We start from the raw sequence: 14,186 nt of genomic DNA, 5'->3' as shown, positions 1-14,186 counted from the left end.
CAATTACTTTATCTTGTTTATACGATAATGATGAGCGGGGGATTGCGCAATAGAAAAGGCCATCGTAATGGCCTTTTATCGTGATTTTATTGAAAATGTTTTGTCTAGCGACGCAAGAACAGCGGTCTAGGCTCTGAAACATCGCCTTGATAAGCAATACTAAAAGGCTTATGAAGCGCTAATGCTTTCTCTAGGTCAACTTCTTCATTGAACTGAAAGCTATTAAATCCGACTCTAATAAGAAAGCCTAGTTGGTCTGGAATGAAGTTACCAAGGGCTCTGATTTCGCCTTGGTAATTCAGTCTTTCTTTTAGTAGGCGAGCGTAACTAAAGCCTCTACCGTCAGTAAATGCTGGAAAGTTGATTCCTATTACTTGGAATTGCTTTAGGTCGACATCCTGTAAGAATTCAACTCCATCGCCAGCCTCTAGCCAAATGCCAGCAATGTCTCCAATAGAATCTTTATCTGCCAGCCACTTCTGTGCTGGAACAATGCTGTTTGCGGTGGCGGCTTGTTCTGCGCCTTGTAGCCAGTAGTATGTGTTGTCGACTATTTCGCCGTTCTTAATTAGCTTTGGCATAAGCGGCCTCTTTAAATGGTGTGATGCCAACGCGGCGATAGGTGTCGATAAAGCGCTCTTCTTCAGAACGGTTTGCAACATAAACATTCATGAGCTTTTGAATAACGCTACTAATTTCTTCTTGAGCGAATGATGGGCCGAGTATTTTACCAATACTTGCATCGTGGCCAGAAGCGCCACCAATGGAAATTTGATAGAACTCTTCACCTTTCTTGTCTACACCCAGAATACCTAGGTTGCCAACATGGTGGTGACCACAAGCATTCATACAACCGGAAATGTTTAAATCGATGTTCCCAAGGTCATAAAGGTAATCAAGATCATTAAATGTTTCTTGGATCTGGGCTGCAATCGGAATGGACTTGGCGTTGGCTAGTGCACAGAAGTCACCACCTGGGCAGCATATCATGTCAGTTAGCAAACCAAGAGTTGGTGTGGCGAAGCCAGCTTGTTTGGCGGCTTCCCAGAGATCGACAAGTTGCTCTTGGCGAACATCAGCAAGCACTAGGTTTTGTTCATGGCTTACGCGTAATTCACCGAAACTGAACTTGTCAGCAAGGTCTGCTGCTTTTTGCATTTGCTCGGCTGTAGCATCACCTGGAGCTTGGCCCGCTTTTTTCAGCGTTAGTGTGACGATTCGGTAGCCTGCTTGCTTGTGTTCGAAGGTGTTGCGTTCAAACCAGCGTGCGAAGCCTGCACTGCTAGCTAGCTTGCTTGTTAGAGCTTCTGGGTAGTTGGTTAGATTGTCGTAAGCAGGTGCAGAGAAGAAGCCAGCAAGTCGATCGAATTCGCTCATTGGTACTGTGCTTTCTTTGCCTTTCAAATGAGCCCATTCAGCATCAACACGTTTACGAAATTCTTCAATCCCTAGCGCTTTAACTAGTATCTTGATGCGAGCTTTGTATTTATTGTCTCGGCGACCTTGTTGGTTATAGACGCGGATAATGGCGTCTAAATACGTTAATAGATCTGCGCGTGGAGTGAATTCACTAATGGTAACGCCAACCATTGGGGTGCGGCCTAAGCCACCGCCAACGATTACTTTAAAGCCAATTTCGCCCGCTTCGTTCTTTTTGATGTGCAAACCGATGTCGTGTACTTGTGTCGCTGCGCGGTCAGAAGATTCGGTGGCATTTACCGCAATCTTAAATTTGCGCGGTAAAAAAGCAAACTCTGGGTGGAAGGTTGACCATTGGCGAATCAGTTCGCAGTATGGGCGCGGATCAACTGTCTCGTCAGAAATTACACCGGCATATTGATCCGTTGTTGTGTTACGAATACAGTTGCCACTTGTCTGAACCGCGTGCATTTGAACTTCTGCTAGTTCTGCCAAAATATCTGGCACATCCTCTATCTTAGGCCAATTTAACTGTAAATTCTGACGAGTACTGAAATGCCCATATGATTTGTCATAGCGGCAGCTAATATCAGCCAATTTACGTAATTGAGCACTAGAAAGCATTCCGTATGGGATAGCAATTCGTAGCATAGGTGCATAGCGCTGTACATAAAGGCCGTTTTGTAAGCGTAAAGGTAGGAACTCTTGTTCGCTTAGCTCGTTATTCAAATAGCGGCGTGTCTGGTCGCGAAATTGCGCTACGCGTTCCTCAACAAGCTGTTGGTCAATGGCGTCGTATTGATACATAGTGAAGTGAACCATGGTTAATAAATTTTAGTATCTCTCATATTAGCAAAGATCCTTTATTCTAAAAATGAATATTTATCTATATCTTTAGCGGTTTTCCTAATAAGGCTTATTAGACTTAGTTGAGTTGAAAGAGGTATTAGAGCTCAGCGGAATATAAAGGAAAAATACCCTACTTTTTTACTTGGTCTTTGGCTTTGTGTGTCATCTGCTGTAATATGGCGAGTATTGATCGTTGTATAGATTTAGAAAGGGTTATTATGAATATTACAATTACGGATGGTGCCCAAGAATATCTTTCTTCTTTGCTAGAAAAACAAGGAGTTGAAGGTATTGCGGTGCGAATTTTTATTCAGCAACCAGGTACGCCTTATGCTGAAACTTGCCTTGCTTACTGTCGTCCAGATGAAGTAAATGAGACGGATGAGATTTTAAACTTACCCAAGTTAAAAGTGTATATCGAAACGAATTCGGTAAACTTTTTAGATGAAGCTTTTGTTGATTACGCTACTGAAAAAATGGGTGGTCAATTAACGATTAAAGCGCCAAATGCGAAAATGCCAAAAGTAACGGCAGACAGCCCAATTGAAGATCAAATCAATTACGTGCTTTATTCGGATATTAATCCAGGCCTAGCAGCTCATGGCGGCGAAGTAAGTTTGCTTGAGGTTGTCGATGGAACAATTGCTGTATTGAAATTTGGCGGTGGTTGTCAGGGGTGCAGTGCGGTTGATTTGACGCTTAAAGAAGGCGTCGAAAAGACCTTGATAGAGAAAGTGCCAGCTTTGACGGCAGTGAAAGATTCGACTGACCATAGTGTGACAGATAACGCTTTCATGTAAGTTTGTCTTATTGGTGTTATAAGAAAAAGGGAGTTGCTATATAGCGACTCCCTTTTTTGTTGGATGGTTTTCTATCCAGTATGTTTACCCACGTTGGCGTTGTGGTAAAACATCACGTAAAGCATTCGCCATGTCGGTTAGTGCCTTTTCTGTCGTTTCCCAATCAATGCACGCATCAGTGATAGATACACCGTATTCTAAATCGCTCAAATTAGCTGGCACTTTTTGATTGCCCCAGCCGATGTTACTCTCGATCATTAAGCCCATGATAGATTGGTTGCCGTCAAGGATTTGTTGTGTGGCGCTTTCTGCCACAGTGACTTGACGCTCTGGCTTCTTGCTAGAGTTTTCGTGAGATGTGTCTACCATTATGTTCATTTTTAGTTTGGCTTTAGTGAGTTCTTGCTCAGCTTCAGCGACAAACTCTGCTTCATAGTTTGGTTTGCCACCACCTCCACGGAGAACAACGTGACCATAATCGTTACCTTTGGTGTTCACTACAGTCACTTGACCTTCTTCATTAATACCTAAGAATGAATGAGGGTGGGATACAGATTGCATGGCGTTGATAGCTACAGTTAATCCGCCATCTGTACCGTTTTTAAAGCCCACAGGGCCTGATAAGCCAGATGCCATTTCACGGTGAGTTTGTGACTCGGTTGTACGTGCGCCAATCGCAGACCAGCTTATAAGGTCTTGGATATACTGTGGCGAAATTGGATCAAGCGCTTCAGTGGCAAGTGGCAGGCCATGCTCGGCAAGGTCAATTAGCAACTTGCGGCCAATACGTAGGCCTTTGTTGATATCAAAGGTGCCGTCTAAATTTGGATCGTTGATTAAGCCTTTCCAGCCAACAGTAGTGCGCGGTTTTTCAAAATAAGCGCGCATAATGATATATAGAGTGTCATCTAGTTTTTCAGCTAGCGCTTTTAAGCGAGCAGCATAATCTAATGCAGCTTGTGGGTCGTGAATAGAGCAAGGGCCTATTACGATCGCTAGGCGATGATCTTTGCCATCCATGATATTTTTAATTGTGTCGCGGGATTCCGCTACGTGGCTGCTAACGTTTTCGTTTACTGGCAGCTCTTTTTTTAATTGGCTCGGTGTTACCAAAGAGGTAAAAGAGGCAATATTTAAGTCTTCAAGACGCTTGTTACTCATTGCGGGGTTTCCTGCTTTTTTGCTTTTAGTTATAGCTGTTTACAATATCGTGTTTTTCGCTTTGAATGAACCGCTAAACCTGCATTTTTTAATTTTTTAAAAGAAAAGATATTTCACGCCAAAAGACAATAAGGCGGTTGCTAAAACGGGTTGTAATACGTGATTAGGGACATGGCTAGCGATACGGGTGCCAATATAAATGGTAGGGATGGAGCCGATTAATAGAGCTGCAAGCAAGGTGTAGTCGACATTTCCTAAGAAAATGTGACCAATGCCAGCAACAAGGGTGAGCGGTACTGCATGAGCAAGGTCCGTTCCTACTATATTTTTTGCTCTCATCGCTGGGAACAACATCATCATAATAGCGGTGCCTAAGGCACCAGCACCTACGGACGTTAGGGTGACTAGGATGCCTAGAATGAAGCCGCAGAAAAAAACGACTTTCGTGCTCTGCTTCTCGGATAAGTTAAAATTTAGCTTACTGGTGAGCTTTGCTCTGAATACAATGACCGCTGCCGTTAGGACAAGCATGATTCCAAGTGTGCTGGTAAGGATTTCTTGGTAATGGTCTGGTTTGTCAAAACGAGATAGTGCCCATACGGTTATAAAGGAGGCAGGAATGCTTCCCGCTGCCATGGCAAACACTATCTTCCAATTTACATGGCCTCGTTTAGCATGCATTACCACACCGGTGCTTTTCGCTATGCCTGCGTACATTAAGTCTGTGCCAATGGCGATATGAGGAGGGAAGCCAAACATCAATAAAAGAGGCGTCATCAGTGATCCACCGCCAACACCCGTTATACCAACAGCTAAGCCAACCGCTGCACCAGCACAAATGTACCAAATAAAATCCATTAGAACGCCATATAAAGTTGATTTAAGCTGGCAACACTAGATCTTTTTTACTATTCTATAAAGTAATATTTTATTATGTTTTTAACTCTTTTTCGAATAAGGGCGATGATGAAGTTACAGCAGCTTAGGTATATATGGGAAGTGGCGCGTCATGACTTAAATGTTTCTGCGACGGCACAAAGTTTATATACGTCACAACCTGGCGTCAGTAAGCAGATTCGTCTTTTAGAAGATGAGTTGGGTGTGGAGGTATTTGCAAGAAGTGGCAAGCATTTAACGCATGTGACACCTGCTGGGGAAAAAATTATAGCATTGGCAGGAGAGGTGCTCAATCAAACCTTAAATATTAAGCGCGTAGCCAAGGAGTTTAGTGATGAGCGTAAAGGCTCGCTTGATATTGCGACTACTCATACGCAAGCTCGATATGCGTTGCCTAAAGTAATAAATCAGTTTATTGATGGCTACCCAGACGTTACTTTGCATATGCATCAGGGTACACCGATGCAGATTGCTGAAATGGCGAATGATGGAGTTGTAGACTTTGCTATTGCAACGGAAGCGTTGGAGCTATTCGGTAATTTGGTGATGTTACCTTGTTATACATGGAATCGGTCGGTTGTGGTGCCAAAAGATCACCCTTTGGCTAAGGCCAATAAGCTGACATTGCAGGCGTTAGCTGAGTACCCTATCGTGACTTATGTATTTGGCTTTACAGGTCGATCGCAGTTGGATCAGGCATTTCAAGACGCTGAACTTGAGCCTAACGTTGTTTTTACAGCGGCGGATTCAGATGTTATTAAAACCTATGTACGCTTGGGATTAGGTGTGGGTATTGTGGCTTCAATGGCTCATGATGAATTACAAGACGCAGATTTGGTTGCATTGGATGCGTCGCATTTGTTTGCGGATAGCTGTACAAAAATAGGTATTCGCAGCAATACTTTTATTCGCGGTTATATGTATAAATTTATTGAGTCATTTGCACCGCACCTTACAAAAGACGTTGTGATGGCGGCAATGGAGGCGGGAAATCGACAGGATGTTGAATTGTTATTTAAGGATATAGAGCTTCCTAGGTACTAACGTTTTGATATCTATTAAAAACCGCAACATATTGGTGTATGTCGCGGTTTTTGCTTTTAGACTGCTCCATGCGATTATTTTTTTAGTTTCGCTGCCATTTCTGCAATGCGTTTTCCTTGCGCTTCACAAAGTGCTTTTTCATCATTGGTAAGTGATGTTTCGCTTGTGCTGTTTGCTAAGTGGCTTGCGCCATAAGGTGTTCCGCCAGCTGCGGTGCTGATGAGTTCTTTGTTTTTGTATGGTAAGCCGAGCCAAACCATTCCATGATGCAATAATGGCGTCATCATACTGTGCAAGCATTGTTCTTGGCCGCCGTGCATGGTGCTTGCGCTAGTGAAACCACACGCAGGTTTATCGATCAGTTGACCTGTTAACCAAAGTGTCGAAGTTTGGTCGATAAAATGTTTGAGTGGTGCTGCCATGCTGCCAAAATAGGATGGTGAACCGATTGCAAGTCCAGAACAATCCGCCAGTTCCTCTAATGTGCAATATGGCGCGCCATCATCTGGTAATGGGGGTGCAGCAATCTTTGTTGTATCAGACACATCCGGTACTTGGCGTATCTTTGCTTCTACGCTTCCTGCTTTATTGATGCCGCGCGCAATGTATTTTGCCATTTCAGAAACGGAGCCGTGTCGGCTGTAAAATAAAACAAGTACGTAAGGAGGCTGGGGCATTGGGTGATTCCTGTTAAGTTATGCTCATTTATTCAAATAAGGCCAAGACATCTTCTGGAGGGCGACCAATTTTGGCTTTGTTGTTATGAATAACAATAGGGCGCTCAATTAAGCTTGGGTTTGAGTGCATGGCTTGTAGGCGTTCTTCGTCAGTAGATTCTTTGCTTAAGCCAAGTTCTTTGTAGATGGCTTCTTTGGTGCGCATAAGCTCAAGTGGTGTAATAGAGAGTTGACTGAGCAGTGTTTTAATTTCTTCAATGCTAGGCGCATCTTGTAAATATAAGCGAACATCAGGTTGAATGTTGTTTTCTTCTAGAAGTTGTAGAGTCTGTCGGGATTTCGAGCAGCGAGGGTTGTGGTAGATGGTGGTCATGTACGCACTCCTGTTTACGATTTGCATAAAAAAGCCTAACGGAAGTGAAGGCTTCCGTTAGGCTTGGTGGGGTTATTTCTTGCCTAAGATGAAACCGACAGCATCAGCAATGGCGATGTCTTCGTTTTCGCCTGCTTTGCGGTATTTGTATTCCAGCGTGCCTTTTTCTAGCCCTTTATCGCCAACAACTAAGCGGTGAGGAATGCCTAGTAATTCACAATCGGCAAATTTAACGCCTGGGCGTTCTTTGCGGTCATCTAGTAATACGTCTAAGCCTTTTGCTTTAAGTTCGGTGTATAGTCGATCACATTCGGTTCTTACCGCTTCTGATTTGTCGTAGTTCATTGCAACGATAGCGACGTCGAAAGGCGCAATGCTTTCCGGCCATAAGATGCCTTTGTCGTCGAAGTTTTGCTCAATCGCAGCAGCAACAATACGAGAAACACCAATGCCGTAACAGCCCATGTGCATGACCTGAGCTTTACCGTTCTCATCTAAAACTGTGGCTTTAAGTGCTTCAGCATATTGTTGGCCAAGTTGGAAAATATGACCTACTTCGATACCGCGCTTAATGACGATGGTGCCTTGTCCGTCTGGAGACGGGTCGCCTTCAACCACGTTACGTATATCTGCCACTTCAAATGCGGCACAATCACGCTCCCAGTTTAAGCCGGTAAAGTGGTAGTCATCTTTGTTTGCACCAGCGCAGAAGTCAGACATCACTGCAGCAGAGCAGTCGGCAATAACGCGAATGCCTTTTTCTGCCAGACCCTTTGGTCCGATAGAGCCAGGTGCGCAGCCTGTTTTCGCAACAATGTCGGCTTCATCTGCGAACTCAAAAGGAGTGACTATACCTGCTAGTTTTTCTACTTTGATTTCATTGATGTTGTGATCACCGCGTAACACAAGGGCTACGATGCTTGGTTGTTCATTCTCATCTACAGCTTTTACCAGCATAGTTTTAACTGTGCTGGTTACGTCTAGTTTTAAGAATTCAGCCACTTTTACTATGGTTTTGCAGTCTGGCGTGAATACTTCAACGATGTCTTGTGTTGGCGCATCGGCTTTTTCTTTTAAGCAAACGGCTTCGGCAAGCTCGATGTTGGCTGCAAAGTCAGATGAATCGCTGAAAGCAATGTCATCTTCACCTGAATCCGCTAATACGTGGAATTCATGTGAATACGCGCCGCCAATACTACCGGTATCTGCTCGAACTGGACGATAATCAAGGCCAATACGGTCAAATACGTTGCAGTAGGCTTTATGCATGATGTCATATGTTTCTTGCAGTGATTCAGCGCCAACGTGAAATGAGTAGGCGTCTTTCATACAAAATTCGCGTGAGCGCATTACGCCAAAGCGAGGACGTACTTCGTCGCGGAATTTTGTTTGAATTTGGAAGAAGTTCATTGGTAGCTGTTTGTAGCTGGTTAGTTCGTTGCGCGCAAGATCCGTGATGACTTCTTCGTGAGTTGGGCCAAGGCAGTAGTCACGACCATGGCGATCTTGAAGGCGAAGCAGCTCAGGGCCGTATTTTTGCCAGCGGCCTGTTTCTTGCCATAATTCAGCTGGCTGGACACCTGGCATTATTACTTCTAGAGAACCTGCTTTTTCCATTTCATCGCGAACAATGCTCTCGACTTTGCGGAACACCTTTAGACCTGTCGGTAACCAGGTGTATAGCCCCTTTGATATCTGGCGAATCATGCCAGCGCGGACCATTAGTTGATGGCTTGTGACTACAGCGTCAGTCGGGGTGTCGCGTAGGGTAGAAAATAAATAGTTGCTTGCGCGCATAATAATATGGGTACTTTAAAGTTGAATGATTAAAGTTAAATTACAAAAAAAGCCTTATCCGGCGAACCTGGGTTCGGTTTGGCCTTTTACATTAGTTTCAATTGAAAATATTCCTCCTGCTTGAGGAAATTTTATAAGTTCTTCGTCTGTTTGTGCGCCACGGCAAGTACTTATAAAGAGAGTTTTCATTTCTGGCCCACCAAAAGCTACCATGGTTGGGTAGGTTGCTGGAACCGGGTACTCTTCTAAAATTTCACCTGCAGGGTTGATTTTGACGATACGCTGCCCTTGGTAAAGGGCTGACCAGTAATTCCCTTCGCTGTCTACAGCGGCGCCATCTGGGCGGCCGTTGCCATGGGGGAATTCAATGAACACGCGTTTATTGGTGGCTGAGCCTGTTTTTAAATCGTAATCAAATTGATAGACCACATGGTTAGGCGTGTCCGAATAATACATGATGGTACTGTCAGGTGAAAATGCTAAGCCGTTAGAGGTCCAGGCCGCTTGATCGATAAGCTTTTCTTGACCGTTACTAAATTGATGTAGTGCACCGTTAAACGCATCTTTTGGAGAGTACATGGTGCCAGCTAAGAAACGGCCTTTTGCATCGCAGCGACCATCATTAAAGCGAGTTGTTTTTTGGTCGTAATTAGCAAGCCAATAAGGTTTTAAGTCTGCGTGTAAATCTTCAAATGTATATACACCGGAACGAAATGCGGCGATGAAGCCGCCACTGTCGGATAGCGAAAAGCAGCCAATCTCTTCATTAAATTTACGGTGTGTAAGGCTCTTTGATTCTGTGCTGTAAGCGTATAGTATGAAAGAATCTATATCGACAAAATAGAGCGTTTGAGTGCGTTCGTCCCAACGAGGACATTCGGCTAATTTTGCTTGTACGTCCACGGCACATTGCATATCAGTCATGCGGGCTCCAAGTCTCTGAGAGTTTTAAAAAATAGGGTGCTATAGTGCTTATTAAAGCCATTTTTGTAAATAGGGAGATGTAAAGATGTTTGAGTTAAATCCCGTGTTAGGTCGTGATTCTATTCTTGTAGGGCACTTTTCCTTGTGTCAGCTTCGTATTATTAATGACGCTCAGTTCCCTTGGTTTATTCTTGTTCCTCAGAGAAATGATATTAGTGAAATTTATCAGTTGGTCGAAGAGGATCGTCAGCAATTACTATTGGAAAGCTGTGTGTTGGCTGAGGTTTTGCACGATGCCTTCTCAGCAACCAAGCTAAATGTTGCCGCGCTTGGCAATCAGGTGCCGCAATTGCACGTCCATCACATTGTCCGCTATAAGACCGATCCTTGTTGGCCTGACCCTATTTGGGGGAAAAACAAGGCTGTGCCATACGCTCAAGCAGAATTGGCTGAAATCTTGCAGAAGGTTCAATCATTACTGAGCGATGAATTGACGTTACCGAGTGATGGAGCCGAGCTTTACTATTAAACGAGCAAAAAATTCATAATTATTGAGTGATAAGCTAACTTTGGAAAGCGTGTTTTATGAGCATACGAAAAAGGAAGAAGGTCATACAAAAGGTTGTTAAGTTACTTAATTTAGCGACGTCTACTAATTCAAGTGAATCTACTGTGGCTTTGCGTCATGCAGAATCTTTAATTAGGCAATACGAGATTGCTCAGCGAGAGCTACCTATTTTGCAATTGTGTGACCGTTCTATGCTTTACCGAGTTAGTTGGGGTGGTGCAGCTCCCAGATACGTTAAAGAGCCTACTGCAAAAACATCATCTGAAAGTTCGGTTTATCAGCGTCGATTTAGTGAAAAAACTAATGATCCAAGTAGGGCTTATGAATCCGCCCGTACTATTCTGGATGATTTAGAGTTCACCGCCTTTCAAGGAACTGAAAACTCTTCTTTTAGTGGGCAGCAACCTTCAGAGGCTGAGCCTGACCTTGACGATTGTGTTGCTGAACATAATGATGAGTTGGATTGTAATTCGATTGATGAGAACGATATGGTTGTAGATGAAGTTTTGGATGATGTCGAAGTAGCTCGCAGTGAAGAGTCGTTTGCCTATACATCTACAGATAACGTAATTAATGCAACTAATGCTTTTCGCCCGAGTAGTAGTGAATTTACCGAAACGCTTAAAAATCAATACGCAACCAGTGATCCAGCTGTGCCATTCGCAGAAGATGCATACTGGTCAAAAGTCTATGAGAAATTAGCGGATTTCGATGAGGCGCAAACTCAAGCTCAAATAGAGATGCTTGATAAGCAGCTTTTGTTGGCAGAAGAAAGCTTGCAGATCAAAAAGAAAGAGCGCTATGAACAAGAGCAAACTGAAATACAGGAGCGTGCTGAACGCGCTCGAATAGAGCAAAGTTTTGAGGAGGCAATCGAACGCGCGTTTCAGGCGAGAGCAAGATCCTATGAGTCATGGGAAGAGCGTTGCACTAAAGTTCGATTGGCTCGACTACGAGATGAGCAAGAAGCGGTGCAGGGCTATGATGCAATCAGTGATACTTTGATTAAGCATAAAGAGTCTTTTAAACAACACTTGCAGCGTAAGGAAGATTATAGAGCGGCTAAAATCATGCACGAGTTGCGCATGCATCTTGTGTTGGCGGTTTCTGTTGGGGAAGAAGCGACAGCTTCCTATGAAAAAGTGATTGAGATTATGGGGAGTAATGGTCTTTCTCTTAAAGATCTTGAGTTTTCAGACATTAAAAACAAGAGTTTATTTATTCGTCTGTTAGAGAGAGAGTCTGCATTGATTTCTGATGTACATGAAAGAGAAGTTCACACTGAGGAGATGCTAGATAAGTTCTTAACATCCAGTCTGACCAAGAAGGAATCTCGCTCTTCAGAAAATCCTATTCAACATATTCAGCGCTTGCTAGTGGCTGCTAATGAAGGTGGCCAATTTGAGACGCAAAAAAATCTAGAGCAGGTGATCTATCTGATGGACGCAAATGACATTGGCGTCAGGGATATTGGTTATGGCTTTATTAAAAAGTATTCGGTTTTTATTCGTTTGATTAACTGGGAGGCGGAGCGTATTACATCCTTGCCAGAGCGTGAGAAGTTCACCGCTCAAATACTGGAAGAGTATATTCAACATTCTGTTCAAAAACCAAAAACAGATAGAGAGCAAAAAGCCAATCGCTAGATTTTGATATCTCTTATTGCACTAACTTGTTATATAGCCCTCATTCATTTCATTGATGAGGGCTATATTTGTTTTAAATCCACCTTAACGCTTTCTTTGCGGGGCTGCATCTTTTACCATTTCATCTTTAATTGAATCGTAATTCTCAGCAGGAGAGAAGCATGAGTATTATTAAAGAAGATGATCTGATTGATAGCGTTGCTGACGCGCTGCAGTTTATCTCTTATTATCACCCTCTGGACTTTGTGAAGGCGGTACATGAAGCCTATGAGCGAGAAGAAAGTAAGGCTGCGAAAGATTCGATGGCGCAGATTCTTATTAACTCTCGTATGTGTGCAGAAGGTAAGCGCCCAATTTGCCAAGATACAGGTATTGTTACTGTTTTCGTTAAAATTGGTATGAATGTTCAGTGGGAAAGTACAAAAAGCGTTACTGATATGATAAATGAAGGTGTGCGTCGTGCTTATCTTCATCCAGATAATGTGTTGCGTGCCTCTATTCTAGCTGATCCTGCTGGTGCTCGTAAAAACACCAAAGACAATACGCCTGCTGTTATCCATATGGAAGTTGTTCCGGGCGATACGGTTGAGGTGCATGTTGCCGCTAAAGGCGGTGGTTCTGAGAATAAATCCAAATTAGCTATGCTTAACCCTTCTGATGATATTGTTGAGTGGGTTAAGAAAACGGTTCCTACAATGGGTGCGGGCTGGTGTCCTCCAGGGATGTTAGGTATAGGTATTGGTGGCACGGCAGAGAAGGCCATGGTTATGGCTAAAGAATCTTTGATGGAGCCAATTGATATTCATGAGTTGAAGGCTCGTGGTCCGAAAACGCGTGTTGAAGAGCTCCGTCTCGCAATCTTTGAAGAGGTTAATAATCTTGGTATCGGTGCTCAGGGACTTGGCGGTTTGACAACGGTTCTTGATGTAAAAATCATGGATTACCCAACGCACGCTGCATCTTTGCCGGTTGCTATGATTCCAAACTGTGCCGCCACACGTCACGCACACTTTGTGCTTGATGGTTCTGGTCCAGCGGACTTGGTTCCACCATCTTTGGATGATTGGCCGGAAATTACTTGGGAAGTAGGTGAGAGTGTTCGTCGAGTTGATTTGAATACCATCACTCCAGAGCAAGTAAAAGACTGGAAGCCGGGCGAAACTGTTTTATTGAATGGTAAGATGCTGACGGGTCGTGATGCTGCTCATAAGAAAATGGTCGAGATGATGGCTAATGGCGAAGAGCTTCCAGTCGATCTAAAAGGTCGCTTTATTTACTACGTAGGTCCTGTGGATCCAGTAAGAGATGAGGCTGTTGGTCCTGCAGGTCCAACCACGGCGACTCGAATGGATAAATTTACCCGAACAATTCTTGATAAAACTGGTTTGCTTGGCATGATTGGTAAGTCTGAGCGTGGTCCCGTTGCTATTGAAGCTATTAAAGAGTTTGGTGCTGTTTATCTAATGGCAGTTGGTGGTGCCGCTTATCTTGTCTCGAAAGCGATCAAAAAAGCTGATGTTATTGCTTTCCCAGAGCTGGGTATGGAAGCTATCTATGAGTTTGATGTTGTAGATATGCCAGTAACGGTCGCTGTAGATTCTGCCGGTACATCAGTTCATATTACGGGCCCTGCTGAATGGAAAGCGAGAATTGAAGCTCAGGCACTCGAGATAAAATAGTGCTAGGTTAGGTAGTTATTACTAAATGCTAAAGCCACTGCGTAATGCGCGCAGTGGCTTTTTTATTTAAAAGTGGTTGCATGGGGCTGAATTATCTGTATTATACACGACCTCAGCCACACGGCATGTGTGGTGATGCTCTTTAAAATAGATAATCAGATAATTTGTGTGGGCGCTCGCTAGAGGCTTCAGAAGATTGTCCGGATTGGTTTTTAACTGATTCGAGATAATCAAAAAAAATTGAAGTCTTGCGAAAGGTCTAACACGTCAATTCGCTTTATGTTGGCTTATTGTTCTTAGGGATGATGAGTCGATTAAGTTATTGTTAGTGTAATAGATTTTGAGTAAGCAA

At 43.6% G+C, this 14,186-nt stretch carries 13 protein-coding genes; 5 read left to right on the top strand and 8 right to left on the bottom strand.

What is annotated here, in order from left to right:
* Nucleotides 1-104 precede the first annotated feature (104 nt).
* The gene (locus DFP77_RS15045; RefSeq protein ID WP_114413056.1) at nt 105-581 is read right to left on the bottom strand and encodes a DUF934 domain-containing protein; all 477 of its coding nucleotides are present in this window, start codon (nt 579-581) and stop codon (nt 105-107) included.
* Nucleotides 565-2,226 carry a nitrite/sulfite reductase gene (locus tag DFP77_RS15040; RefSeq protein WP_114413055.1) on the bottom strand — a complete coding sequence of 554 codons (1,662 nt, stop codon included), beginning with the start codon at nt 2,224-2,226 and terminating at the stop codon, nt 565-567. Before DFP77_RS15040 ends, DFP77_RS15045 begins: the two co-directional genes overlap by 17 nt.
* A gap of 260 nt (nt 2,227-2,486) precedes the next feature.
* On the opposite strand from DFP77_RS15040, the gene nfuA reads away from it, so the two are divergent.
* Nucleotides 2,487-3,068 carry a Fe-S biogenesis protein NfuA gene (nfuA, locus tag DFP77_RS15035; protein WP_114413054.1) on the top strand — a complete coding sequence of 194 codons (582 nt, stop codon included), beginning with the start codon at nt 2,487-2,489 and terminating at the stop codon, nt 3,066-3,068.
* A gap of 84 nt (nt 3,069-3,152) precedes the next feature.
* On the opposite strand, the gene DFP77_RS15030 is transcribed toward nfuA, so the two are convergent.
* The gene (locus DFP77_RS15030; protein WP_114413053.1) at nt 3,153-4,229 is read right to left on the bottom strand and encodes a 3-deoxy-7-phosphoheptulonate synthase; all 1,077 of its coding nucleotides are present in this window, start codon (nt 4,227-4,229) and stop codon (nt 3,153-3,155) included.
* Nucleotides 4,230-4,325: 96 nt separating this feature from the next.
* The gene (locus tag DFP77_RS15025; RefSeq protein WP_114413052.1) at nt 4,326-5,087 is read right to left on the bottom strand and encodes a sulfite exporter TauE/SafE family protein; all 762 of its coding nucleotides are present in this window, start codon (nt 5,085-5,087) and stop codon (nt 4,326-4,328) included.
* 108 nt (nt 5,088-5,195) lie between these two features.
* On the opposite strand from DFP77_RS15025, the gene cysB reads away from it, so the two are divergent.
* Nucleotides 5,196-6,170 carry an HTH-type transcriptional regulator CysB gene (gene cysB, locus DFP77_RS15020; RefSeq protein WP_114413051.1) on the top strand — a complete coding sequence of 325 codons (975 nt, stop codon included), beginning with the start codon at nt 5,196-5,198 and terminating at the stop codon, nt 6,168-6,170.
* 74 nt (nt 6,171-6,244) lie between these two features.
* Here cysB and wrbA read toward each other — a convergent pair whose 3' ends face one another.
* From wrbA to DFP77_RS15000, 4 genes are all read right to left on the bottom strand, one after another.
* Nucleotides 6,245-6,847, bottom strand: coding sequence for an NAD(P)H:quinone oxidoreductase (gene wrbA, locus DFP77_RS15015; RefSeq protein WP_114413050.1), 603 nt, complete (start codon nt 6,845-6,847; stop codon nt 6,245-6,247).
* 28 nt (nt 6,848-6,875) lie between these two features.
* Nucleotides 6,876-7,220, bottom strand: coding sequence for an arsenate reductase (glutaredoxin) (gene arsC / locus DFP77_RS15010; RefSeq protein ID WP_114413049.1), 345 nt, complete (start codon nt 7,218-7,220; stop codon nt 6,876-6,878).
* Nucleotides 7,221-7,292: 72 nt separating this feature from the next.
* Entirely contained in the window at nt 7,293-9,017 is a 1,725-nt protein-coding gene (locus tag DFP77_RS15005; protein WP_114413048.1) for a proline--tRNA ligase, read from the bottom strand.
* 54 nt (nt 9,018-9,071) lie between these two features.
* Nucleotides 9,072-9,941, bottom strand: coding sequence for an SMP-30/gluconolactonase/LRE family protein (locus DFP77_RS15000; RefSeq protein ID WP_114413047.1), 870 nt, complete (start codon nt 9,939-9,941; stop codon nt 9,072-9,074).
* 85 nt (nt 9,942-10,026) lie between these two features.
* Between DFP77_RS15000 and DFP77_RS14995 the strand changes: the two genes are divergently transcribed.
* The 3 genes from DFP77_RS14995 to DFP77_RS14985 all read left to right on the top strand — a co-directional run bounded on the left by DFP77_RS14995 (nt 10,027) and on the right by DFP77_RS14985 (nt 13,834).
* Nucleotides 10,027-10,470: an HIT domain-containing protein gene (locus tag DFP77_RS14995; RefSeq protein WP_114413046.1), complete on the top strand. Its 444-nt coding sequence runs from the start codon at nt 10,027-10,029 to the stop codon at nt 10,468-10,470.
* Nucleotides 10,471-10,526: 56 nt separating this feature from the next.
* On the top strand, nt 10,527-12,155 hold the full coding sequence (locus tag DFP77_RS14990; RefSeq protein WP_114413045.1) for a DUF2786 domain-containing protein: 1,629 nt from the start codon (nt 10,527-10,529) through the stop codon (nt 12,153-12,155).
* Between the two features lie 161 nt (nt 12,156-12,316).
* Nucleotides 12,317-13,834 (top strand): fumarate hydratase, encoded by a 1,518-nt coding sequence (locus DFP77_RS14985; protein ID WP_114413044.1) that lies wholly within the window; start codon nt 12,317-12,319, stop codon nt 13,832-13,834.
* Nucleotides 13,835-14,186 lie beyond the last annotated feature (352 nt).

Origin of the sequence: Marinomonas foliarum, assembly GCF_003337275.1 — a bacterium.
Lineage (GTDB): Bacteria > Pseudomonadota > Gammaproteobacteria > Pseudomonadales > Marinomonadaceae > Marinomonas > Marinomonas foliarum.
Note: the sequence above shows the minus strand (reverse complement) of the source record. Positions and strands in the feature narration are given on the sequence as shown.